21 protein-coding genes are annotated in these 23,218 nt (G+C 51.2%); 11 read left to right on the top strand and 10 right to left on the bottom strand.

The genetic code is table 11. From position 1 onward, the window contains the following. Window positions 1–3 precede the first annotated feature (3 nt). Window positions 4–1,236, top strand: coding sequence for an S-adenosylmethionine:tRNA ribosyltransferase-isomerase (locus IMY23_RS07645; protein WP_192821509.1), 1,233 nt, complete (start codon window positions 4–6; stop codon window positions 1,234–1,236). A gap of 72 nt (window positions 1,237–1,308) precedes the next feature. Next, window positions 1,309–2,424: a M48 family metallopeptidase gene (locus tag IMY23_RS07650; RefSeq protein WP_192821510.1), complete on the top strand. Its 1,116-nt coding sequence runs from the start codon at window positions 1,309–1,311 to the stop codon at window positions 2,422–2,424. Window positions 2,425–2,583: 159 nt separating this feature from the next. On the opposite strand, the gene IMY23_RS07655 is transcribed toward IMY23_RS07650, so the two are convergent. Next, on the bottom strand, window positions 2,584–3,987 hold the full coding sequence (locus IMY23_RS07655; RefSeq protein WP_192821511.1) for a RagB/SusD family nutrient uptake outer membrane protein: 1,404 nt from the start codon (window positions 3,985–3,987) through the stop codon (window positions 2,584–2,586). 8 nt (window positions 3,988–3,995) lie between these two features. Beyond that, the gene (locus tag IMY23_RS07660) at window positions 3,996–7,088 is read right to left on the bottom strand and encodes a TonB-dependent receptor (RefSeq protein ID WP_192821512.1); all 3,093 of its coding nucleotides are present in this window, start codon (window positions 7,086–7,088) and stop codon (window positions 3,996–3,998) included. 405 nt (window positions 7,089–7,493) lie between these two features. Here IMY23_RS07660 and IMY23_RS07665 point away from each other — a divergent pair, with 405 nt between their 5' ends. From IMY23_RS07665 to IMY23_RS07675, 3 genes are all read left to right on the top strand, one after another. Beyond that, window positions 7,494–8,372 (top strand): DUF2911 domain-containing protein, encoded by an 879-nt coding sequence (locus IMY23_RS07665; protein ID WP_192821513.1) that lies wholly within the window; start codon window positions 7,494–7,496, stop codon window positions 8,370–8,372. 234 nt (window positions 8,373–8,606) lie between these two features. Beyond that, complete coding sequence (locus IMY23_RS07670; RefSeq protein WP_192821514.1) at window positions 8,607–9,116, top strand: hypothetical protein; 510 nt, start codon at window positions 8,607–8,609, stop codon at window positions 9,114–9,116. Between the two features lie 100 nt (window positions 9,117–9,216). Then, window positions 9,217–9,759, top strand: a complete 543-nt coding sequence (locus IMY23_RS07675; protein ID WP_192821515.1) for a hypothetical protein — start codon at window positions 9,217–9,219, stop codon at window positions 9,757–9,759. Window positions 9,760–9,889: 130 nt separating this feature from the next. Here IMY23_RS07675 and IMY23_RS07680 read toward each other — a convergent pair whose 3' ends face one another. The 4 genes from IMY23_RS07680 to IMY23_RS07690 form a co-directional block, all read right to left on the bottom strand. Next, entirely contained in the window at window positions 9,890–11,608 is a 1,719-nt protein-coding gene (locus tag IMY23_RS07680) for a sodium:solute symporter (RefSeq protein WP_192821516.1), read from the bottom strand. After that, window positions 11,605–11,730 (bottom strand): hypothetical protein, encoded by a 126-nt coding sequence (locus IMY23_RS20135; protein ID WP_255430314.1) that lies wholly within the window; start codon window positions 11,728–11,730, stop codon window positions 11,605–11,607. Before IMY23_RS20135 ends, IMY23_RS07680 begins: the two co-directional genes overlap by 4 nt. Before the next feature lie 48 nt (window positions 11,731–11,778). Continuing rightward, window positions 11,779–12,276 carry a hypothetical protein gene (locus IMY23_RS07685; protein WP_192821517.1) on the bottom strand — a complete coding sequence of 166 codons (498 nt, stop codon included), beginning with the start codon at window positions 12,274–12,276 and terminating at the stop codon, window positions 11,779–11,781. 109 nt (window positions 12,277–12,385) lie between these two features. After that, window positions 12,386–14,875, bottom strand: coding sequence for a PIG-L family deacetylase (locus tag IMY23_RS07690; protein ID WP_192821518.1), 2,490 nt, complete (start codon window positions 14,873–14,875; stop codon window positions 12,386–12,388). Between the two features lie 259 nt (window positions 14,876–15,134). On the opposite strand from IMY23_RS07690, the gene IMY23_RS07695 reads away from it, so the two are divergent. After that, complete coding sequence (locus IMY23_RS07695) at window positions 15,135–15,416, top strand: hypothetical protein (RefSeq protein WP_192821519.1); 282 nt, start codon at window positions 15,135–15,137, stop codon at window positions 15,414–15,416. A gap of 87 nt (window positions 15,417–15,503) precedes the next feature. Here the strand turns inward: IMY23_RS07695 and IMY23_RS07700 are convergent, their stop codons facing one another. Both IMY23_RS07700 and IMY23_RS07705 read right to left on the bottom strand, forming a co-directional pair. Then, window positions 15,504–16,190: a hypothetical protein gene (locus IMY23_RS07700; RefSeq protein WP_192821520.1), complete on the bottom strand. Its 687-nt coding sequence runs from the start codon at window positions 16,188–16,190 to the stop codon at window positions 15,504–15,506. 260 nt (window positions 16,191–16,450) lie between these two features. Beyond that, a complete protein-coding gene (locus IMY23_RS07705) occupies window positions 16,451–17,296 on the bottom strand; it encodes an OmpA family protein (RefSeq protein ID WP_192821521.1) in 846 nt (281 codons plus the stop codon). A gap of 326 nt (window positions 17,297–17,622) precedes the next feature. Between IMY23_RS07705 and IMY23_RS07710 the strand changes: the two genes are divergently transcribed. Next, window positions 17,623–17,955 (top strand): hypothetical protein, encoded by a 333-nt coding sequence (locus tag IMY23_RS07710; protein WP_192821522.1) that lies wholly within the window; start codon window positions 17,623–17,625, stop codon window positions 17,953–17,955. A gap of 235 nt (window positions 17,956–18,190) precedes the next feature. Here IMY23_RS07710 and IMY23_RS07715 read toward each other — a convergent pair whose 3' ends face one another. Beyond that, entirely contained in the window at window positions 18,191–18,526 is a 336-nt protein-coding gene (locus IMY23_RS07715) for a hypothetical protein (protein ID WP_192821523.1), read from the bottom strand. Window positions 18,527–18,880: 354 nt separating this feature from the next. Between IMY23_RS07715 and IMY23_RS07720 the strand changes: the two genes are divergently transcribed. The 4 genes from IMY23_RS07720 (at window position 18,881) to IMY23_RS07735 (ending at window position 22,766) form a co-directional block, all read left to right on the top strand. Next, window positions 18,881–19,102, top strand: coding sequence for a CDGSH iron-sulfur domain-containing protein (locus IMY23_RS07720; protein ID WP_192821524.1), 222 nt, complete (start codon window positions 18,881–18,883; stop codon window positions 19,100–19,102). A 99-nt stretch (window positions 19,103–19,201) separates the two neighbouring features. Then, the gene (locus IMY23_RS07725) at window positions 19,202–20,686 is read left to right on the top strand and encodes an APC family permease (protein WP_192821525.1); all 1,485 of its coding nucleotides are present in this window, start codon (window positions 19,202–19,204) and stop codon (window positions 20,684–20,686) included. 159 nt (window positions 20,687–20,845) lie between these two features. Next, window positions 20,846–22,126, top strand: coding sequence for an amidohydrolase family protein (locus tag IMY23_RS07730; protein WP_192821526.1), 1,281 nt, complete (start codon window positions 20,846–20,848; stop codon window positions 22,124–22,126). Window positions 22,127–22,208: 82 nt separating this feature from the next. Further along, a complete protein-coding gene (locus IMY23_RS07735; protein WP_192821527.1) occupies window positions 22,209–22,766 on the top strand; it encodes a porin family protein in 558 nt (185 codons plus the stop codon). Window positions 22,767–22,835: 69 nt separating this feature from the next. Here the strand turns inward: IMY23_RS07735 and IMY23_RS07740 are convergent, their stop codons facing one another. Beyond that, window positions 22,836–23,171: a hypothetical protein gene (locus tag IMY23_RS07740; protein ID WP_192821528.1), complete on the bottom strand. Its 336-nt coding sequence runs from the start codon at window positions 23,169–23,171 to the stop codon at window positions 22,836–22,838. Window positions 23,172–23,218 lie beyond the last annotated feature (47 nt).

Genomic DNA, 23,218 nt, shown 5'->3' on the forward strand with positions numbered 1-23,218 from the left:
TACATGGTTCCACAACACCCGCGGCAGCTTGCCATCTCAGATTTCACGTACACTCTCCCCACCGACCGCATTGCGCAGTTTCCTTTGGAAAACCGTGACCAGTCTAAACTGCTGCTCTACAAAAACAACCGCCTGGCAGACAACCAGTTCCGTGACTTGCCAGACGTGTTGCCGCCCCAGTCAATGCTGGTGTTCAATGACACGCGGGTGGTGCAGGCGCGGCTTAGGTTCCAGAAATCTACGGGTGGCCTGATTGAGCTTTTCTGCCTGGAACCCCTGGAACCCGCGCGCGAAGTGCAGCAAGCCATGCAGCAGACGTTTTCTGTGGTCTGGAAGTGTTTGGTGGGCAACAACAAGCGCTGGCGCGAGGGTCGTCTGGAGATGCCACTCGGGCCATTTCCGCAGGATGGTACCTTGTGGGCTGAACGCCTGGCCCCCGCCGAGGAAGGCTATGCCATTCATTTCACCTGGAGCCCGGGCCACTTGACCTTTGCCGAAATTCTGGAGAAAGCCGGTCTGTTGCCCCTACCGCCCTACATGAACCGTGATGCCGAAACCAGCGACCAGGAACGCTACCAAACCGTGTACGCCGCTGAGCGTGGCGCCGTAGCCGCCCCTACCGCGGGCCTGCATTTCACCCCGCAGATTCTGGAGAACCTGCAAGCCAAAGGCCACCAACTGGGATTTGTAACCCTGCACGTGGGCGCGGGCACGTTTAAGCCCGTGAAGGCCGAACTCATGGAATACCACTACATGCACGGCGAGCAACTGTCAGTGAGCCGCGACCGTGTCACGCAGCTTTTGCGGCATTTGGGCAAACCCGTGATTGCGGTGGGCACCACGTCCATGCGCACGCTGGAGAGCCTGTATTGGTTGGGAGCCGCGCTTTCTATGGGCCTTTTGCCCTTAGAAGACGAAGAACTGGTTTTGCCGCAGTGGGCCCCCTATGAAACCAAATCCAACCTGTCGGTGCAAGAGGCCCTGGAAGCCATTCTAACGTATTTAGACCATAGAAACCTGAGCCATTTGCAGGCCACCACCCGTATTCTCATTGCGCCTGGCTACACGTTCAAGCTGTGCACTGGTCTGGTCACCAATTTCCATCAGCCGCAGAGCACCTTGCTATTATTAGTGGCCGCCTTGATTGGCCCCAGTTGGCAGAAAGTGTACCGGCACGCGCTGGCCAACAACTACCGTTTCCTGAGTTACGGCGACAGTTCCTTGCTGCTGCCTTAAGGTTCCGTTTTCGGGCTCATTTTCAGAAATGAGCCCGAAAACGGAATTTTCCTTCGGATTAACCTTACTTGCATGACCCCAGAAAGTCACTTTACAGGCCAGTATTTCGCAACGCCAGACGCGCCGGCGCAGGACGTGCAGGTAACCTTACAACCCAACGGCCTGGCCCTGACTTTTCCGGGCAGCGCCCAACACCCCATCTTCTGGCTTGCCTCTGACATTCACCCACATGCTTACCGCAAAGGTGACCTGACCATCTTCACTTACGGGCCAGAGCCCCTGCAGCGCCTGGAAGTCATCTCCCCCACTTTTGCCGATGCTGCCCGGAAAAAATACCCTTCGGCGGTTTTCCACCAGAACGCCTTGTCAGCGGCCCAACCCAAACGCTCTGCGCTGTATCTGTTGGTGTTACTAGTTGTGGGTGGCTTGTTGGCGGCGTATTTTCTGGTACTCCCGGCCTTGTCTGGTGTGCTCGTGCAGTTGTTGCCGCCCTCGGCGGAGGTGGCCCTTGGCCAGAAGCTGTACGAGCAAATGGTGCCAGCCTCCAAAATTGACTCCGCGCGCAGCCTGCCGGCCAATCAGTTTCTGCGCGCCCTGGCTATAGAAGCAGATTATCCGTTGCAGGTAACGGTGGTCAAGGATGAAAAAGTAAACGCGTTTGCGCTGCCCGGGGGCCACATGGTGATTTACACCGGCCTGCTTGATTCTTTGCAAACCCCCGAAGAATTTGCCGCCTTGCTGGGCCATGAATTCGCGCATGCGCAAAACCGGCATTCCTTGAAGAGCCTGGCCCGAAATTTCTCTACCTACCTGCTGGTTTCCTTAGTGTTCAGTGATGTGACTGGGTTGGCGGCGGTCTTGCTGGAAAATGCTGACAAACTGGAGTCGCTTTCTTACAGCCGCGCCCTGGAAGAAGAGGCAGACACGCAGGCCTATATTCTGCTGAAAGAAAAAGCGCTGAACCCCCAAGGCTTGCAACGCCTGTTTGAACGCCTGCAAAAGGCCCAACCCACCGGCACTGACCTCACACCGCCCCTGCTGCAAACCCACCCGCTCACAGCAGAGAGACTTCAGCATTTACAGGAATTGCGGCGCAAGCATCCGTACCCCTTCAGGAAAAACCCAGGCTTGCAAAAAGTCTGGGGCCAACTTCAGCACCAAAATTCAGACGTCAACACTCATCAATAGCTTACAGGCCGCAGCGCAAACCAACTCCCGTTTTCGGGCTCATTTCCGTAAATGAGCCCGAAAACGGGAGTTTCTTTTTATGCTGACCGAAAAGTATGGGCATAAAAAAAGGGAGAAGGCATTGGCCCGCTCCCTTTCTGTTACAATGCTGTTCTGAGACTAGTACCCGGGGTTTTTCACCAGGTTAGGGTTGGTCTCAATCTGCTGCAGCGGTATTGGCCACAGGTTCCGGAAACTGTTGTCTGGTGTTGTGCCGTTGGCTGGGCAGAAGTTCAAGACGGTGCAGGTGAGTCCATAACGCTTCAAGTCCATGAAACGGTGGCCTTCAAACGCGAACTCCAGACGGCGCTGAGCCAAAATTTCTGTCAATGCAGCGGCGTTGGTAGCCAACGTAACCGGGTCTAAATTGGCACGCTCTCTGATGATATTGATATCTTCCTCCACGCTGGCGGCTGGGGCTGCGGAGGCCGCTCCCTGGCGGGCAACCGCCTCTGCTCTGATCAAATACATCTCTGCCAATCTAATCACGGGCACGTTGTCGCCGTTGTTGATCACGTCATTGTACTTTCTCACTTTTCTGCGGTTAGCACCAGCGTCAAAGAAAGCGGTGGACTCCAGGCGGGTATCGCCCAGGGCCTCAGATGCTGTAAGGGCATTGAAAAGGCCGGCGCTCACGTTGAACCGCTGACCCAACGTACCCGGTGCGGCAGAAGACGAAGCCAGGGCGTTTTGGTCATCACGGGAGTAAGCCAGTTCAAAAATAACTTCAGGCGTGCTGGCATTCTGGGTGTTGCCGGTGCTGGAGAAGATATCTCTGAAATTATTGGCCAGGCCATAAGGCCCATTGGTGATGACATGGTTGGCGCGGTCCTGGGCCAGGGCCCATTTCCCTTGCTGCAAGTACACGCGGGCTAACAAGGCCGAGGCTGCCATGTCTGAGGCATAGTACGGGCTTGAGCTGTTGCTGGTACCTTCCAAACCAAGTTCGGCGTCTTTCAGGTCTTGCTCTATAAAAGCGTACACTTGCTCCTGGGTACTTCTGGCTTGGTTTTGAACTTCACCGGGGTTAGTAGGGATTTTAGTCACTAACGGTACACCGCCAAACACTTTCACCAGGTCAAAATATGCCAACCCGCGCAGGAACTTGGCCTCACCAATAAGGCTGGCTTTCTGGTCTGCGGGAATGTTCAAAGCCTCCACTGACTGAATTACCCAGTTGGCCCGCCCAATGGCGTTGTAAATGCTGGACCAGGTGTTGGCAATCTGCAGGTTACTTGGGTTGATTACTCTGTTGGCAATCTCACGGTGCGTGGTGAACGTGCCGTTGAACACCATGTTGTCGGCGTACAGGTCCTGGTAAAACAGGTAAGACAAGCCATAGTAATCACTTGACTGGAAGGCACTGTAAATACCCAGGATACCTCTCTGCGCAGAGGCGGCGTCTGTGATGGCCTCTTCCATGGCTACGCCATTGGCCGGATCAACATCTAGGATATCATCACAGCTGGCTGAGAAAAGACCCAGACCGGCTGCCATGCAAAGTATATATATCTTCTTTTTCATACTGCTAATTATAAACCAATGTTAATACCAAATGTGATGGTTCTTGCTTGCGGGAACGTGTAGAAATCAACACCCAGCGTGGTGTTAGAGGTTCCTGCGAAGTTTACTTCAGGGTCAAAACCAGGGTAGTCTGTGAACGTCACCAGGTTTTGCGCCTGCACGTAAATACGCGCCGTGCGCAGCTTGGCTTTAGACACCAACGTAGATGGCAAGCTGTACCCCAGCATCAGGTTTTTAAGACGGGCGTAAGAACCGTCATACACAAATCTGTCTTGGTTGCTGCGGTTGTTGTTGTTGATGTCATCTACCGTAGCTCTTGGCACATCTGTTACATCGCCTTCTTTTCTCCAACGGTTCAACACGTTTTTGGTCATGTTGTCATCCAAGAAGTCAGCACCTAAGTGTTGCTGGTACTGCATAGCCGGGCTGGCAATGTCATTGCCTACAGAGAACTGCAGGAAAGCGGTCAGGTCAAAGCCTTTGTAAGAGAACGTGTTGGTGAAACCACCCACAAAGTCAGGCTGCGCGTTCCCAATAATGGTCAAATCAGCGTCTGTGATGATGCCGTCACCGTTAATGTCTCTGAAGTTCACATCACCAGCTTGGGTGTCTGGCAAGCCGTCACCGTTTCTGTCCATGGCCTTAGCGGCTGGCACATCTGCGTTGCTGGCATAGATACCGTCTGTTTTGAAACCGTAGAACGTACCAATAGGCTGTCCTTCACGCAATACCAGAGAGTTACCGCCAAAACCGTAGAAAATATCCTGGTTATTGTATAGTTCGGTTACCTTGTTGCGGTTGAAGGAGATGTTGAGGTCAGTGGTCCAGGTGAAGCCTCTGGTCTCTGAAGTGAAGTTCAAGGTGTTCAAAGCAAATTCAAAGCCTTTGTTCTCTACGCTTCCAATGTTAGAGAAGTATGATCTGAATCCACTCTGCGTAGGCAGCGGGCGCGCGAACAACAGGTCATTGGTGTTCTTGATATAATAGTCAGCAGACAGGTTGATGCGGTTGTTCAGGAACCCTACATCTACCCCAGCGTTGAACTGCGTGGTTTCTTCCCACTTAAGGTCTTCAAAGCCTAGCTGCGTGAACGCCAAACCAGATCTGTCAGCATAAGGAGAGGCCGTCACCAAATTCAGGTAGGCAAAATCCCCAATCTCCTGGTTACCCGTAATACCGTAGCTGGCGCGCAGTTTCAATTCACTCAAGGCACCAATCTCCGGCATGAATTCTTCTTCCATCACGCGCCATCCGGCCGAAACAGAGGGGAAGAAACCAAATCTGTACTCAGACCCAAAGCGGCTGGAACCGTCTGTTCTGAAGTTCACACCCAACAGGTATTTGTCAGCTACGTTCAAGTTGGCTCTACCAAAAACAGAAAGCAACGAAGTAGGAACCGGCAAGTTGGTACCGCCGTTCACGCGGGAAGAGCTGGTCAGGTAACGGAATTTCTCACCCGGGAAACCTGCCCCGCTGATAGAGGTGATGTCACGGTCGTTTTTCTCATTAGACGTACCTACCAACACATTCAGGTTGCTTTTGGTACCCAAGTCAAAACGGTAATCTAAGGTAGCCTCCAACAGACGCTTGGTCACGGTGGTAGAAGACTTAGAAGCAGATCCTTCATCAGACTCAGCGGCGCTGCCTGGGTAGTTGGTAGCCGTGTAGGTACGCTCGGCCAGGTTCAGCACGTCTACCCCTGCGCGTACGTTCAGGTTCATTTTAGGCATGATCTTGTAAGTAGCGGTAATGTTACCCAAGGCACGCAAGTTAGAGCTCACACCGTCATTCTCGCGGCCTTCGGCCACGGCGTTGGTGTAGTAATAGTTAGGCTGCGTGTATGACCCATCTGAGTAATATACTGGCCAGATAGGCGAAGAAGCCAAGGAGTTGGCAAACGGACCTACCACGGTGTTATCACTTACAATACGGTCATTGTCGGCGCGGCTCAACTGTAAACCAGCACTGAAAGACAGTTTATCATTGAAGTTGTGGTCCAGGTTCAAACGACCTGAATAACGCTGGTAGCGGCTACCAATCACAATACCCTCCTGGTCAAAATAGTTACCGGAGATGTAGTATCTGGTTTTGGCATCGCCGCCGCTCACAGACAGTTCATAGCTGCTGATAGGAGCATCTCTGCGGGTTACCTGCTTGATCCAGTCGGTGTCTGTGGGCTCAAAATCAACCCCACCGTAGTACCAGTCCAACCAATCATCAAAGGTGGCGTCTGGAGCCAGGTACTGGTCATTGACATAGGCTTCCAAGATCACTTCTTTGTACTCATTGGCATTCAGGAAAGATGGTTGCTTCCACACGTTCTGTACACCGCCGTACACATTGAGGTTAATGCTGGTTCTGTTGGCTTTACCGCGCTTGGTGGTGATCAACACCACACCATTAGCGGCACGTGACCCGTAGATAGCGGCCGCAGACGCATCTTTCAAGATGTCAATAGATTCAATGTCTGAAGGGTTCAAGTCAGAGAGGGCATTCACGCCCTGCCCGCCGTAATCTACCTGCGAGTAGTCACCGGTAGTCAACGGCACACCGTCTACCACATACAGAGGCTGGTTGCTGGCAGAAATAGAGCTGGCGCCCCTGATTCTTACCGACACCCCGCCACCCGGCGTACCGGAGTTCTGGGAAATCTGTACACCAGCGGCGCGGCCTTGCATGGCCTGGTCAACACCCACCACCGGCAAGTCCTGGATAGAAGCGGCGGTCACCTGGGCTGTGGCACCGGTGAGTTCGCGGCGGTCCTGGGTACCGTACCCTACCACCACTACTTCGCCTATGGTTCTGGCGGCTTCCTGCAAGGTCACGTCAACGGTGGTGCGGGTACCCACGGCCACCTCTTGGTTGTTGAAACCCAGGTAGCTAAAAACCAGCGTTTGGTTGCCGTTCACGCTCACTTCATAGCGGCCGTTCACGTCTGTGCTGGCACCAACAGTGGTGCCCTTCACCACTACGCTAACACCTGGCAGGGGGGAACTGTCAGTAGATGAAATCACCCTTCCTGATACAGTCCTGCTTTGTGCCATGGCGCTGAAACTCAGCACGCTAAGCAGCATGGAGAACAAGAGTAATACTTTCTTCATTGGTTTGGTTTGGTTAATAAAAAGAAACAATAATTGACTAATGTAGGCATTTAAAAGAATTGTGAAAAAACATTTTTTTTGGAGGCTTTTACCAGGGAGATAAATAAACGGGAGGCAAAGAAGTAGTATGCATGTAGTGCTTTAAGGGTCAGCAACTTAAAAGTGTTTCATTATTTAACCTAATTATTTAACACTTTTTTAACGTTTTTAACACAATCATAACAACATTTCATTCATAATTCTGTTTTAGTGTAGGCCTATTAATTCAAAGACCCAGAACAGGCAGAGAGGGTTGCATCTGCGGCTTTTATTCGTCTAAGCTTCCCGAAGGCAAAAATTATATTAGCAGCGCCTTTTTTCTTAATATTACACCTGTATTTACCATATACATATTTCCTTACTTCTATGAAAAACATATTGACTTCTAAGGTAGGCTTGGTGCTGGCCTTATTTTTTGCTCTTGCTGGGTCAAGCGCCATGGCGCAGATTAAAATGCCGGCCGCCAGCCCATCTACTACCATTAAACAAACCCTGGGCCTGGGCGATGTGACCGTGGAATATTCCCGCCCCAGCGCCAAAGGCCGCAAAGTGATAGGCGACCTGGTACCTTTCAATGGAAAAGTGTGGAGAACCGGCGCCAATGCCTCCACCAAAATCACGTTCTCTGAGGAGATGATGCTGGAAGGCAACAAAGTACCCGCCGGCCAATATGCACTCTACACCATACCCGGTGAAAAAGAGTGGACCGTTATCATCCACAAAAACCTGAAGCACTGGGGAGACGGCGGTCCTGCTTACAAGCAAGACGAAGACCTGGTGCGCTTTAAGGTAACGCCTAAGAAATCTGCTGAAAAAGTGGAGACCTTCACCATCGGTTTCGCGGATCTGACCAACAACGGCGGCACTATGCAAATCATGTGGGAAAACATTGTGGTACCGGTGAAGATTACCTCAGACGTAGACAGCAAGGTCATGGCCCAGATTCAGGAGAAAGTGGCGAACGGCACCAACGTAACGCCTGCCCTGTACGCCGCCGCGGCCAACTACTACTTTGACAACAACAAAGATGTGAAGCAGGCCCTTACCTGGATCCAGAAAGCCAACGAAACCGACCCTAAGTTCTGGAACCTGCACTACCAGGCCAAAATGCAAGCCAAACTGAAAGACTACAAAGGTGCTGCCGCCACCGCTCAGAAATCAATAGAGCTGGCCAAGAAAGAAAACAACGCCGACTACGTAGCCCTGAACGAGAAACTGTTGGCCGAGATCAAGAACAAGAAATAACCCGTTTTCCGGCTCATTTCCGGAATTGAAGCCAAAAACAGAAAACCCCGTCATGCAGTTGGCGGGGTTTTCTGTTTTTGGGCTTTAGGAGATTGTTGGTATCTTAGACTAAGGTCTCTATATTACCTGGCCTCAGAAAAGATATTATTTCGTTCACAGACGCAAATTGAGGCTTCGCTTTTAATGCAGATAAATGGAATAGTTGCGTTTATCCACTAGTTGTGCCACAGTTGAATGAAAGAAGAATACACTATAGCAAGAATTTGTTCGAATGGACACACCCAGCGAATTGCTGTCTCTAAGCGAGAAGTTGCTTTTGAGCTTGTAGATATTAACGAAGTACTCGGGCCGCAATGCGGGATTTGTCATTCAATCACTTTCTCAACCTCTCATGAAATTCCTGAAATAGACCTTGAATTACTACAGGAGTGGTCCACTAATTTAGATTTATACTTCATGCCTCAGGATGAAGAACTTCTCTTGGCAGACGAAAAGTATTTGGACATGATATTAGAGATGCTCGATAGTGTTCAATTGCCAGATCACAAGAGAAATGTACTTATGGACGCCCTTTGTGTAATTGTTTACGATAACACGATTGAAGGGAATGATAAAAAAGATGACCAGCTAAAAAGCAGAGTTATTTCAGAACTAGTTAAAAGGAAAGAGAAGCTCGTTTTGGCGGAAGAATGGATAATGGATTACATAAAGGATGTTGTATATCCGCAGCTGGAAGAAAAGTAAAATAAACCGTGGCACAACAAAGTGTAGCAGTATGGCTTGCTGACGCTGCGCCATTGTGCTACACCAGTAACGTTAGCGGTAATCTTAAAAATTAATTAAATTGAAAAACTTTATCCTATTATCTATCATAATTACCTTCTCCTCCTGTTCTAGTAAGCCGTTTTCTGAAATAACTAAGAGTACAGAAGGTATAATTATCAATGGTACTTATGTCAATGATTATTTAACTATTGATATACCCACAGGGTGGTCTGAAATGCCAAGTAGCGAAAGCTCTAACTTTCTTGTAATCGGCAAGGACCACAATGACCCAAAACCTAGTATTATATTAGTCGCATTGAATAAAAAAGAAATAAAGGAAGTCTATGGCTTTCAATCGGCCGAAGAATACATGATGGACCTTACAGAGTATTTTGAAAGTAAACCTGAATATCAACTTATAAATGGATTGGACTCAATAAAAATTGATAATAAAGCAACTTTCTTGAGCAATTTTAAACTTACAAAAGATTCTATACAACTTAGCCAATCCTATTCAGCAACCGATTTGGAGGATATATACTTTGGAATAGTAGCTACAAATGGTAATAAAGAATCTCAGGTAGAAATTGAAAAAATTATAAGCTCAATAAATTTTAAATAAAAGGCCTACCGCCAAGAAGGTATAAACACCACATTTCGGCCGACGGCCGGCGCCTCCGTTTACACAAGTCAATTGCCCTATTCCCGTTTTTGCCCTCATTTTCCGAAATGAGCCCGAAAACGAAAACCACTTATCCAACCGCCTCCTTCTCCCCTATGCTGGGTTTACTTTTAGGCAAGAGCGGCTCTAGCAGATAGCCAATAATTACCACCAAAAAGCAGCCGATGAGGTTATACCAGAGGTAGGCGATCTCAGTAGTATAGTACAGCAGGAAAATGAGGAACTGGGTGAGCACCGCGGCCCAGAAAACAGCGTTGCCGTGCAGGCGCTTGAAATAGAAAGCCGCCACAAAAACACCCAGAATGGTGCCGTAGAACAAGGAACCTAAAATGTTCACCGCCTGAATGAGGTTCTCCAGCTGCGAGGCAAACAGCGCGAAGAAAATAGAAACCGCGCCCCAGCCAATGGTAAACCACCGGGAGGCTTTTACATAATGCGTCTCAGAGCCGTTTTTATTGACAGAGCGTTTGTACACATCTACCACGGTGGTAGAAGCCAATGAACTGAACGCCGAGGCCGTGCTGCCCATGGCTGCGCACAAGACCACCGCCAACAGCAAGCCTACCAGCCCACGGGGCAGTTGCTGCGTCACAAACGTCAGGAACACATAGTCGGTGTCTTTCAGGTCCACGCCGCTGTTGTGGGTTTTCACTAATTCCTGGGCACTGGCTCTGAGTTGTTTCTGCTGCACTTCGGCGGCCTGGGCTTGTTGGGTGGCTTGGGCAATTCCGGCTTGGTCCTGGTTTTGGTGTGCGGCCACCAAGGCCAAAGTGGCGTCACGTTTCTGCAGGAAGGCGGCCTGGCTTTGCGTTTCCAGGGTTTGCCAGGCGGGGGCATCTTGGGTGGCCATCACTTTGGTGGCTTGTTGCTGGTTAAAATAAAGAGGAGGTTGGTAGAATTGGTAGAACACGAATACCAGCACGCCCACCAGCAGAATCAGGAACTGCATAGGCACTTTCACCAGACCGTTCATGAGCAAACCTAGCCTGCTCTGCGCAATGGTTTCGCCGCCCAGGTAGCGGCCCACCTGGCTTTGGTCTGTGCCGAAATACGACAGCGCCAGAAAGAAACCACCAATCAAACCCGACCACAGATTGTACCGATCATTGGGGTTGAAGCTCAAATCTACCAGATTCAATTTGCCCAGCTTGCCCGCCACCACCATAGCCTCAGAGAAACCTACCTGGGCCGGTAGCATCTGCACCACCACTACCGCCGCGGCCACCATGCCGCCCAACATCACGGCCATCTGCAGGCGCTGCGTCTGGCTCACGGCCTTGCTCCCGCCCACCACGGTGTAAAACGTGACAACAATGCCTATGAACAGAATGGTGCCCGTCAGGTTCCAACCCAGAATAGCCGACAAAATAATGGCCGGCGCATAAATGGTTATGCCCGTTGAAAGCCCACGCTGCAACAAAAACAGCAAGGCCGCCAGTGACCGGGTCTTCAAATCAAACCTGTTCTCCAGGTACTCATAGGCCGTGTACACCTTGAGCCGGTAATAGATAGGAATTGCCGTGATAGACAGCACCACCATAGCCAACGGCAACCCGAAGTAGAACTGTATAAACCGCATGCCATCAGCGAACGCCTGGCCGGGTGTGGAAAGGAAGGTGATGGCACTGGCCTGCGTGGCCATGACAGAGAGGCCCATCATCCACCAGCGCTCTGTGTTGCCCGCCTTCAGAAAGCTAGACATGTTGCTGGTTTTCCGGGTTTTCCAGACGCCGTAAAGCACAATAAAGGCAATGGTGCCCACCAATACGCCCCAATCTAACTGGCTCATGCGTAGGAAACGGTTAGCACGTAAAACAGCAGAATCAAGACCGCCAGCACGCCCAGCACCAACCAATACATGCTACTCCACTTCTTGAAAAACGGCGGCGGGTCTATGTCTCCTTTTTGCATGGTTGGTTGTTGATGGATGATAAATTAGGTATTGCTAAGAAATAGTATTCAATTCTTCTTAATGAAATGCTTCGCGAATATTCGAACAGTAAGAGCGCTTGTTTGCTGCGATAGCTCAAAATTTATAGCCCATGTAAACTCTGGATCAAATACTGTGAATAAAGAGTCACCACCTTGTTCAGCAGGGTCAAGAAATAAGGAATTAACCAGAAAAGTAAGCCAATCGCTTTTAATCGGCAGAAGGCCAATCCCAACATAGTCCTTTACAGCTTGATCTATAAAGTTTACCCTAAACCAGATGGGTCTGCTATTATAGTCCATTTCCTTATACACTTGGTTTTTTGAGTGTAGGAAGTTAATGACTTCTGGTATTTCCCCTTTTAACAAATCCACATCAAGAAACTGCCTTTTGCTAAAATCAACCGCCACACTCTTTGCAAAATTCTGTTCACCTATTTTATGGAAATCTCCATAGGAATCTTCACCAAAAAATTCTGATAAAATGATTGCCTCATAGTGACCCAACCTTAACTTTCTAAGATCCATTGACTTTTTAGTGGAGCAAACAGTTTGATACCAAACTCAAAAAATGATTAGCACTTTCTATTAATACTTCCCGTTTTCGGCTTCATTTTCAGAAATGAGCCCCAAAACGCTATTTGCCCAATGACAACAAATTCACGAACAAACGGTACGCGCCGGCCACTCCGGCGGGCAGTTCCCTGAAGAACGAGTAACCCGTGTACACATAATGTCCTTTGCCGTATTTGGCCACCAACAAACCGCCGTCTTTGGGCGTTTCGCCGGGGTCATTGGCCGATAAAATGGATTCGTACTCTGGGGCCCATTGGTTGGGGAAATACAGGCCGCGCTCCTGCACCCAGCCTTTGAAATCTTCCCCGGTGATTTTGTTCGGCGAATTTAACACTGGGTGGTTGGGCTTCAGGAACCGGACGGGCGCGTCTTCCACCGTTACGCGGTCACTGGACAATTTAATGGGATACGGCCCCAATTCCGGCGTGACCAGACCGTTGCTCACGTTGTATTGCACCACCACCGTGCCACCGTTGCGCACATACTCCAGCAATTGCGGCTGCTGGAATTTCAAGCGTTCCAGCGTGTTGTACGCCCGAACGCCCACTACCAAGGCATCATATTGCTGCAGGTTGCCCTCGGTCAGATTCTCCACGGTGAGTAGGTCCACGGTATAACCAATCTGCGACAGGCTGGCCGCCACCTCGTCACCGGCGCCCATCAAATAGCCAATGCGCTGGCCTTTGCGCTTCAGGTCCAGTTTCACGGCGCGCGCGGTGGCTTCGGGAAAGATGGTTTGGGTGGGCAAATGGCTGTAGGCAATGGTTTTAAGTCCCTGCGTAAAGGTCCGGCCTTGGTTAGTGACAGCGGCGCTAAGGCTGCTCTCTGTCTGGGCCGCCGACGGGTACACCTGGAATGTGAAGCGCTGCTCCTCCCCTTTCAAATTCATTTTAAACGATTGCGCCGATGGTTCCGCCCGCCAGCCGTCTGGCAAACGCAGCGCCACCTGGCCGTCCAACTTGTCCTGACCGGCGCGCACCCTAACGGTCACGGGCTTGGGTTGGGCATCGGCGAAGACGTACACTTTTTCCTCAATGTTCACAAACACCGGCGGCGTTATCTCAAACGGACGGTACTGTTCGCCTTCTACGGGGTCAGTGCGTTTGAAAACCACCGGCAACACATAACTGAACGGCTGCCCTTGAATACTAAGCTGCACCCGCACCTGGGCGGCGGCCGGGTTCTCTGGCAAGCCAATCAAGGCCTGGTCATTTACCCTGAACATGCCCGTGGAGCCCGGCACGCGTAACCAATATGGCTGTGAATACACGCTAGAAGCAGGCAAAGTCACGGTGGTTTTAGTGATGAAAGGTTTGCTGGCGGCCAAGGCCTGTTGCAAAGTGGTGTCTTTCTGGCTGAAGAGATACGAGATGCCGGTAAGCGTGACAGGCACCGCGCTTCGGTTTACAGCCTCCAGGGTCAGGCTCACCTTTTCGCCAGGCGCGGCGGTATAGTCACGCGCCGAAACTTCCAGGTACAAACCCAGGCAGGCTTTGAGCAGTTGCGCCAGTTCTTCCTGTTTTACTTTTTTCCAGGTGGAATTAGGGAGTTTGTCTAACGCAGTGTTGATTTTGAGCAGCGTGGGCACCACGGCCGCGGGGTTGGTGGCCTGGTAGTTTTTGAGCGCTTCCTGCACCAGTTTTCCCACGGCTTCGCCGCCTTTCACGCGGTTCCAGGTGGTGGGCACGCCTTCCAATAAATCAGTTTTGGTTTGGTCGCCAACCAGGTGCTGGAAATATTCCACGGCCTCGCCGCGGCTGCCGCTGGAGCCAAAACCCTGGCTTTTGTGCATGCTGCGGCTTTCGGCGGCTATTTCATTGTAAGATTTGCCCAACAAGGGGTTGTACACGCCGGCATCTAAGGTAAGTTTGTCACTGGTCTCAAATTTCTGGCCGGGGCCGTAGAAAAAAGAGGACGTGTTCCAGACCACGCGCTTCACTTGCCAGGGTTCCACGGTTTTAAGTTGCTCGGGGAACCGTTTGGGGTCGGCGGCGGCGGCAAAGGCCTCCACGGCAATCATGGCCGAGGCCGTGTGGTGCCCGTGCGTGTTGCTGGGTTCCGGCGAAAACCGGGTAATGATCACGTCTGGCCTGAACTTTCTGATGACCCACACCGCATCGGCCAGAACCTGCTCGCGGTTCCAGATGGTGAATGTTTCCTGCGGGTTCTTGGAAAAGCCGAAGTCATTGGCGCGCGTGAAAAACTGCTCACCGCCGTCCAGCCTTCGGGCTTGTAACAATTCTTGGGTTCTGATGATGCCTAATTCCTCTCGTATCTCGGGGCCAATCAAATTTTGCCCACCGTCGCCGCGGGTGAGCGACAAATAGCCGGTGCGAAGTTTTCGTTCATTGGCCAGGTAGGCAATCAGGCGGGTGTTTTCATCGTCTGGGTGGGCGGCAAAATAGAGCACGCTGCCCAGTACGTTCAGTTTTTCAAGGGCCAGCCGTATGTCGGCGGCGTTTGGTTTTTTAGGGGCCTGCGCGCTGGTGATGGTGTAGGAAGCCAATACGGCCAACAAAACCAAGACAGCCCTTAATCTGAGAGAGACCATTTTTCTGAAAAGATGTGCTTGTATCGGCTAAAAAAACCAGCCGCATTCTACCGGTAAAGCTATGGAATTTTACTTCAGGACCCACCACCCGCGGCGGCAAACTGAAATCACGGCGGTAATCTAAAACCTTCCGGAAAAAGAACCAGTTTAAGCGGGTAAGGTTTACAGGTCTATTCCTGATCTCATGAAATAAACCTGAGCATACGCCTCAACCAACCGTTGGCTTTTCAGTACAAAACCAAAAAAAAAAATCAAGACTATGAAAAAGGCATTGATACTTTTAGCCGTGGCCGGCATGACCAGCCTGGCAGCCTGCGACGCAAAAACCGGCGGAAACGTGGGCGGCGCGCAGGGCGACCCCAACGCAGAACAACTAGGTGGTTCTACCAGCCCAGAAGCCGTACCCAATGACACCACCGGCACCGCAGCCACCGAGAAAACTCAAACCAACGTGGGCAACTCGGACACGCGCGGCGAACGGAACAATTCCACCTCCAGAACCACCCAAAACCAAGTGGTCAAAGACAGCACCAACCAGTAATTTATTTGCTAGACACGAAACCGGGGTGCGTTTTGGGGCTCATTTTCAGAAATGAGCCCCAAAACGCACCCCGGTTTTTTTCTGGTGTTACTTTCCTTTTGTGCCGGAGCCCTGGGCGTTTTTGGTTTTCTGGCGCTCCTTGAATTCCTGGCCAGACCGCAGGGTGTGGAATTCGCCAATAAGGGTTCTGATCTTAATGTTATCCAGGGTGGTGAGTTTGCTTTCCACGGTGTCGCGGCGGCGGGTGAGTTTCTGCAGAATATAATCGGCGTAGTCCCAGTCACGGGCAGTCCAGGATTTCCGTTTATCGCGCACGTTCTGGATGAACACCAGGTAGGCTTCGCGCAGTTGCGTGGGCTTTATGGTCTGAATGTTAGTGAATTTGCCCAGTAAATCCTTTTCCCGGAGTTTGACTTCCTCGGCTTGTAAGGGCACCTCATCGGCCATGGGCTTAGACTCTAGTTCCTGAAACCTGGTTTTGAGCTCCAGAAATTCGCGCTTAGATTCTTCAGACAGATTCTGGAAACCGTTTTCAATCTTGTTGGCGTGCCGCGCGAAATCACTTTTAATGGTAGGCCACTCTGCCCGCGTGGTGGTGGCTATTTTATCTGAGTGGGTTTTGATCCATTCGCGCAGGTTTTTGAGTTCCTGTTCTGTGCCTGACTCCTGCTGGGCCGTTCTGGTGTTGGCTTGGGTCTCCTGGCCGAAACTTACCGTCGGGACTGCTAAAATAGTGGCCAAACATGCGTAAACAAGGGTTTTTATCTTTCTCATAGGGTAGGGTGCTGGGCGTCTGCTACTCAAAAGTAGCCAATTTTCATGGAAACAAGGCAGACCTTCTGCTGGTAAAAGCCTTCGCAAAAACAACGCCAACTCTTGGGCCGCTATTTCCCAACCCTTGAAATTTTCTACAATACACTTTCCGTTTTCGGGCTCATTTCTGGAAACGGGGCCAAAAACGGAAACCCCATAACAAAACCAGCCCCGCCAGACAAAACGCTGGCGGGGCTGGTTCTAAAAGAAATCTCAACAACTTAGTTCTGCTCCAAAATCTGGAAGAGTTCGTCAAGTTTAGGCGTTAAGATAATCTCGGTGCGGCGGTTTTTCTGGCGGGCCTCAGCGGTGGTGCTTCCATCTACCGGCACGTACTTAGAACGTCCGGAGGGCGTTACGCGTTGCGGGGCCACACCGGCATCGGTGAGAATACGGGTGATCTCGGTGGCGCGGAGCACGCTCAAATCCCAGTTGTCGGTCATGCCGGCGGTGCCGCGGGCCACGGGCACATCATCTGTGTGGCCTTCCACCAACACGTTCACTTCCTGCTGGTTCTGCAACACAGCCGCCAATTTCTTCAGGGCTTCCTGGCCCTGGGCATCTACCTTGGTGGAGCCAGACTTGAACAGCAATTGGTTGGAGAGCGATACGTACACTTTTCCGTTGCGCACGTCAATGGTGAGGTCAGAGGCTTTGAAACCCAATAGCGCGTTGCTCACCACTTGGCGCAGGTTGTTCACGGCGCGGTCTTTCTCCTCCAGAATGCGCTGCATCTCGGCCAGGCGGGCTTCACGGGCCTGCAAGTCAGAGCTCAGTTTGTCAACCTGCTGGTTTTTGGTGTTGAGGTTGGTGCGAAGCGAGGCTTCTGTGGAGGCTTTCTCTTTGGCCAAATCAGATTTTTCCTGGGTCAGGCGGTCGCGGTCGGCTTGCAAACGGCCACGCTCGGCTTCCAGCTCTGCTTTCTGGCGGCTCAGTTCATCTTGCAGCACTACCAGAGATTTGTTTTCGGCCAGGGCGGCTTCATATTTCTTGGTAGATACACATGAACTCAGGGCCCCCACTGACAGAAACGCCAGCATGATAGGTGTAAATAATTTCTTTTTCATAGGATATAGGTATTAATGGTCAGTAGTTCACGCAACGTGCGGGTTGGCCTTAGGTACGCAGTCTGGGGCCCTGGGGTTAAAACAGCTAAATTTCTAGCACACCCGCAAACTTAAAAATAATTGGTATTTGGTGCGCCTCATGGGCGAAAACCTAACCGGTTCAGGCCCAGCAATTACAGGAAAGCAATCATACCGGGCACCGGAAAAGGCTTAAAAAGTAGTCAAAATTTTAAGGCTAGGCACAGCTAAACCAATTCTATACCGTATAAACATCAGTTCCTGCCGCAGTGGTTGGTGAAAATTCAATTGCCAAGAACGTTCCTTCCATGAAGCCCATTTATTCTAAACAAGAATTTGAGTCACAGATCAAGGAATGTCAGGAATTTGACCATCTGCACAAGCTCATTCAGTTTATTTTAAGCGAAGAACGGCACAACTATTCCCCCGAGGATTTCATTGACCTGCTCCTGCAGCTCATTAAAAAGCACTCTGAGGTCAACAGCGAGGTGGTTTATGACAGCACCCATGACGAGGTCTTAAAGGAACTCACTGAATGCCTCATAGAATCCAGCTTCTGGAAATGCCGCCTCTGCGGGTTCCAAAACCCCATGAAATTGCACAAGTGCATTAAATGCCGCGCCGACGTGTACTGTAATTAGCCTACGCCCTACCTAAGAGCATGTTTAAATTTGTCTTTTGCGCTGCAAAAAGCCATCAAAAGAACCTGACTTTGCCTTTTTCTCGCACCATAGCGCTGCTATGCTGCTCAAAAAACGCTTCGCCAGAACCTTTCGCTACCTTTTTTCGCCTACAAAATCAAAATTTAAACAAGCTCTAAACGGCGCTGGTCCAAAAAATTCAATTGAGGTATTTTCTAGTTGAGAGCGCTTAAATTTAAACGGTATAGGCCGCATCATCTTCCTGCGGGGCTTTGGTGTCTATCTGGGTGTTCTCCAGAAATGTGGCAAGAATGTCTAGAAATGCGGGAACCGTCTCTGGGGCCAGGGGGCTTTGTATTTCTTTCCGGAGCACGTCTAACTTAGTGGCCGTGGTTTCCACCGGTTTCAGGTGTTTGGCTTTGCACTGCATGGAAATCTCATGGAGAAACAACTTGGCATTGACCAATGCCGTGTGAAACAACTGCGGGTCCAAGTCGCCGTCTTGCTGGCTTTGCTGTATTTGGGTGAAGACTTCTTTCAGCCCTTCTATCTGTAACGCATACGTCTTCATAGGCTTATCTTAAAGTTTTATTGTCTGCGCCTTTGCAAAAAGCAGACCAATTTTGGCAGGCACCACAAGGAGTTAAACTAACGCTCCTGATTAGGCTAACACGGTGCAACCTACTTTAATTTTCCGTATAAATACGTAGCTACCCTTTATTAGTAGAAGTGATTGACCAGTATTTTACCGGAATCCGAATTTTCATCTTAGCATCCAAGCCAAATAAGAGCTCAGTGCAATTCATGGGCCGCATGCAGCCACTTTGCGCAAAAACACTATCTTTGAACGAGGTATCTTACACCCTTCTGTTGGGTTGGCGCCAAGTGGCCCTTCCCGCACCATCAAGTACTTTTTTAAAATCGCATGAAAACAAAATTGACCGTGAACAACAACGGCTCCCTGAAAGTTGAAGGGGAGTTTATTATTGTAGACCCCCAGGGGAACGAATACAACCTGCAAGGCCGTGAGCTGGTGTCTATCTGCCGCTGTGGCCTCTCGCAGAACAAACCTTTCTGTGACGGCTCGCACAAAGGGCACTTTGAGCACAACGCCGTAGCCTTTGAGTTGCCGCCCCGCAAAGTGTAATCTTCTTCATTTCCATTGATTAGCGCGAAGGCCCGGCCTTCGCCTTTTCTTTTTAACCGCTTTTTTCTCTCACCCTTCCTTTTCTCTTTGTCAGATTCTATGTCGCAGACTTCTACGGGTTTTAAGCGCGAAATCAAATTATTTGATGCCGTGATGCTGGTGGCCGGCTCCATGATTGGGTCCGGTATTTTTATTGTGTCCGCTGACATTGGCCGCTCCGTGGGCAGCACCGGGTACCTGTTGTTGGTATGGGCGCTCACGGGCCTCATGACCCTGGCCGGTGCGCTCTCTTACGGCGAACTCACCAGCCTCATGCCCCGCGCCGGCGGCCAATACGTGTACCTGCGCGAGTCTTACGGCAAACTGGTGGCGTTTCTCTACGGCTGGACGTTGTTCCTGGTGATTCAGAGCGGGACCATTGCGGCCGTGGCCGTGGCTTTCGCCAAGTTCACCGGGGTGCTGGTGCCTTGGTTTTCTGTAGACAATGTGCTGGTTGATTTAGGATTCCTCAAATTAACATCGGTGCAGTTGCTGGCCATTGGCTCTATTGTTTTGCTCACCATCATTAACCAGCAAGGCGTGAAGAATGGCACGTTTATTCAGAACATCTTCGGCAGCACCAAAATCATCGCGTTGTTTGCCTTGTTGGGTTTTGGCTTGTGGCTGGGCACCGATGCAGACGTCATGGCCCTGAACTTCTCTAACCTCTGGGATGCACAGTCGGTGGTGTTGGACCCTACCACGGGGGAGGCCACCCGCACCAGACTTTCGGGCTGGGCTTTGACGGTGGGCATTGGCACGGCCATGATTGGTTCATTGTTCTCTTCTGATGCCTGGAACAACATTGGCTTCTCCGGTGACGAAATAGTAAACCCTAAACGTACTATTGTCTTGAGCATGGCCATTGGCACCACGTTGGTGACTTTGCTCTACATTCTCATCAACGTAGTCTACCTCACCATTCTGCCCCTAAACGGCGACCCCGCCGGTACAGACGTGATGGCGCGCGGCATTCAATTCGCCAGCAATGACCGCGTGGCTACCGCCGTGGCCGAAGTGTTTGGCGGTTCTACCGCTACCATCGGCATTGCCGTATTGATCATGATTTCCACGTTTGGCTGCAACAATGGCGTGATTCTGTCGGCGCCGCGGGTGTATTACGCCATGGCCAAAGACGGGCTGTTTTTCTCCAGCATGGCCAAACTGAACAAAAACTCGGTGCCAGGTGCGGCGCTCACTATTCAATGCGTGTGGGCCAGTTTGCTCTGCTTGTCGGGCAGTTACTCAGATTTGCTGGACTACGTGATTTTCTCGGTGTTGCTGTTTTACATCTTGACCATTGCGGGCATTTTCATCTTGCGCCGCACCATGCCAGATGCACCGCGTCCGTACAAAGCCATTGGTTACCCGGTGTTGCCGGCCATCTACATTCTCATGGCCACCTTTATCTGTCTCTTGCTGCTCATGTACAAAACAGAAAACGCCGGTTGGGGATTGGCCCTCGTGATTGTGGGAATTCCGGTGTATTATTTCTTCGGAAACAAATTCCAGAAACTGGATGACGGAGACGCACCACTTACCTAATTATGAAAGCCCTGCCAATTGGCGGGGCTTTTCTTTTCTGCCCAGATTCGCCAATTTCCGTTTTCGGGCTCATTTCTGTAAATGAGCCCGAAAACGGAAATCCTTTGGTGGCAAAAGGCTAAAATAGATTACTTTAGAAACTCCACTGATGCTACTTCCATGAAAAAGTTCTTCTTCTCACTTTCATTGCTGGCCTGCGCCAGCTTGCCGGTCCTGGCCCAGAAAACGTATTTGCACTGCGGTCTTTTGATTGACGGCGTGAAAGACAAAGCCCAGTCTGAGATGACGGTGATTGTGGAAGGCAATAAGATTCTAGCCGTGGAGAAAGGCTATATGGCTGCTCCGGCGGGCGCCAAACTCATTGACCTTAAAAATAAAACTGTACTGCCGGGCCTCATGGACATGCACGTGCACCTGGAATCTGAGACCAGCCCCAACGCCTACGCTGAGGAAATCAGCCTGAACGCGGGCACGGTAGCGTTCAGGTCGGTTAATTATGCGGAGCGCACGTTGCTGGCCGGTTTTACCACGGTGCGGGATTTGGGCGGAAGCGGGGTGAACACGCAACTGCGCAACGCCATTAACCAAGGCCTAATCAAAGGGCCGCGCATGTTTGTGGTGAACAAAGCCATCTCGGCCACGGGCGGTCACATGGACCCCACCAACGGTTACCGCCAGGACTTACAGGGTGACCCAGGCCCCGCCGACGGAGTGGCCAACGGGCCCGATGAAGCCAGAAAAGCGGTGAGGTTCCAATACAAAAACGGCGCGGATCTGATCAAGATTGCCTCTACCGGCGGCGTGCTGAGCGTGGCCAAAGACGGGTCTGCCCCCCAGTTCACCGAGGAGGAAATCAGGGCCATTGTAGAGACCGCCCGTGACCTGGGCCTGAAAGTAGCGGTGCACGCCCACGGCGCTGAAGGCATGAAACGCGCCGTTCGGGCGGGTGTCACGTCGGTGGAGCACGGCACGCTTATGGATGATGAAACCATGGCCCTCATGAAGAAAAACGGCACCTGGTACGTACCCACGCTCACCGCCGGCAAATCAGTAGCCGACTCGGCCAAAATCAAAGGCTATTTTCCACCGCTGGTCACCCCAAAAGCCTTGTCCATTGGGCCACAGTTGCAGGGTACGTTTTCCAGAGCCTACAAAGCCGGGGTGAAAATTGCGTTCGGGACAGATGCCGGGGTGTTCATGCACGGCAAGAATGCCAAGGAGTTTGAGTACATGGTAGAAGCCGGCATGCCCGCTATGGAAGCCATTAAAGCCGCCACCAAAAACGCCGCCGAATTGGTGGGCGCCACCGACCGCCTGGGCAGCCTGGAACAAGGCAAACTGGCCGACCTCATTGCCGTGGACGGCAACCCCTTGCAAGACATCAAGACCCTGCAGCAGGTACGGTTTGTGATGAAAGACGGCCTGGTGTACAAACAATAGCTTCGGTTCAGAATCGTTCTTTGTACAAAAGACATCTTCTGGTGGCAGAAGGCCGTACCAAAGATTTTGAGGGGAAGCGATTATGAAAAAAGTTGGGTTGCTAGGAGTTTTGGTGCTTTTGAGCACAGTGGTGGGTTTTGCCCAAACCACCCTGGGAGTGAAGGGAGGAATTAATTCTGCTATTATTGGAGGAAACGCCAAAAACGCCAAGCCGCGGGTGGGCGTCCACATTGGCGCGTTCGCTTCTACGCCCATCTCCAACCGCGTGGCCCTGCAGCCCGAGGTGCTCTATTCCCAGCAAGGCTACCTGCACAAAGACGACACCTACGCGTTTAACTACCTGCTCATTCCCCTGATTTTCAAAGGCACTATCTCCGGTGGTTTGCATGCGCAGGTAGGCCCGCAATTTGGCATGTTATTGAAAGCCACCCGCACCAAGGACAAAACTTCCACAGATATCACGGAAGACATTAACCGCTATGACGGCGGCATTGCCCTGGGGCTTGGCTATGACGTAGGCGCCGTACAAGTCTCGGCGCGCTATTCTTTGGGTTTGTCTGACACCCGCAACGCCGCCATCAAAGGCGAAACCTTTCCCAATAACGTTTTCCAGTTCTCTTTAGGCTATAGACTCAGGTAAGGCCGCTGGTCCTAAACATTCCAATTCCGAAGACTGACAATTGCTGAACGAGCGGCTTTTACCCAACCTTTATTTAAGGCTAGCCTGTGCGTTTGGGTAAACCCCGGAAGGAATTTGCCGAAAGGCGGGAGTTGCTTGAATATAAGTGAAGATTTTGTTGGGGAATGGCTTGAAATGGAAGGAACAGGTACCAGCCACGGCGCCGGCCCCAATGGCTTGCCCCAGAATAGCCCAATCATAGGGAGCGGGCACTTCACTCCCCTTCCAGCCGCCGGCGCTGGTGATGATGTGGTGCGAGAACGAGGGAAATGCGGCTTCTTCGTTCTGTTTCTTGCCAAACCAGAGCAAGGACAGAAACAGGCAAAGGGTAAGCGCAGATTCAAGGAGTGCGTCAGGTTTTTCCATAAGCCTATCAGTCAAAATGTTACAAACATAACAATAGATTGAAGGTA

It is taken from the genome of Rufibacter sp. LB8, assembly GCF_014876185.1.
GTDB lineage: Bacteria > Bacteroidota > Bacteroidia > Cytophagales > Hymenobacteraceae > Nibribacter.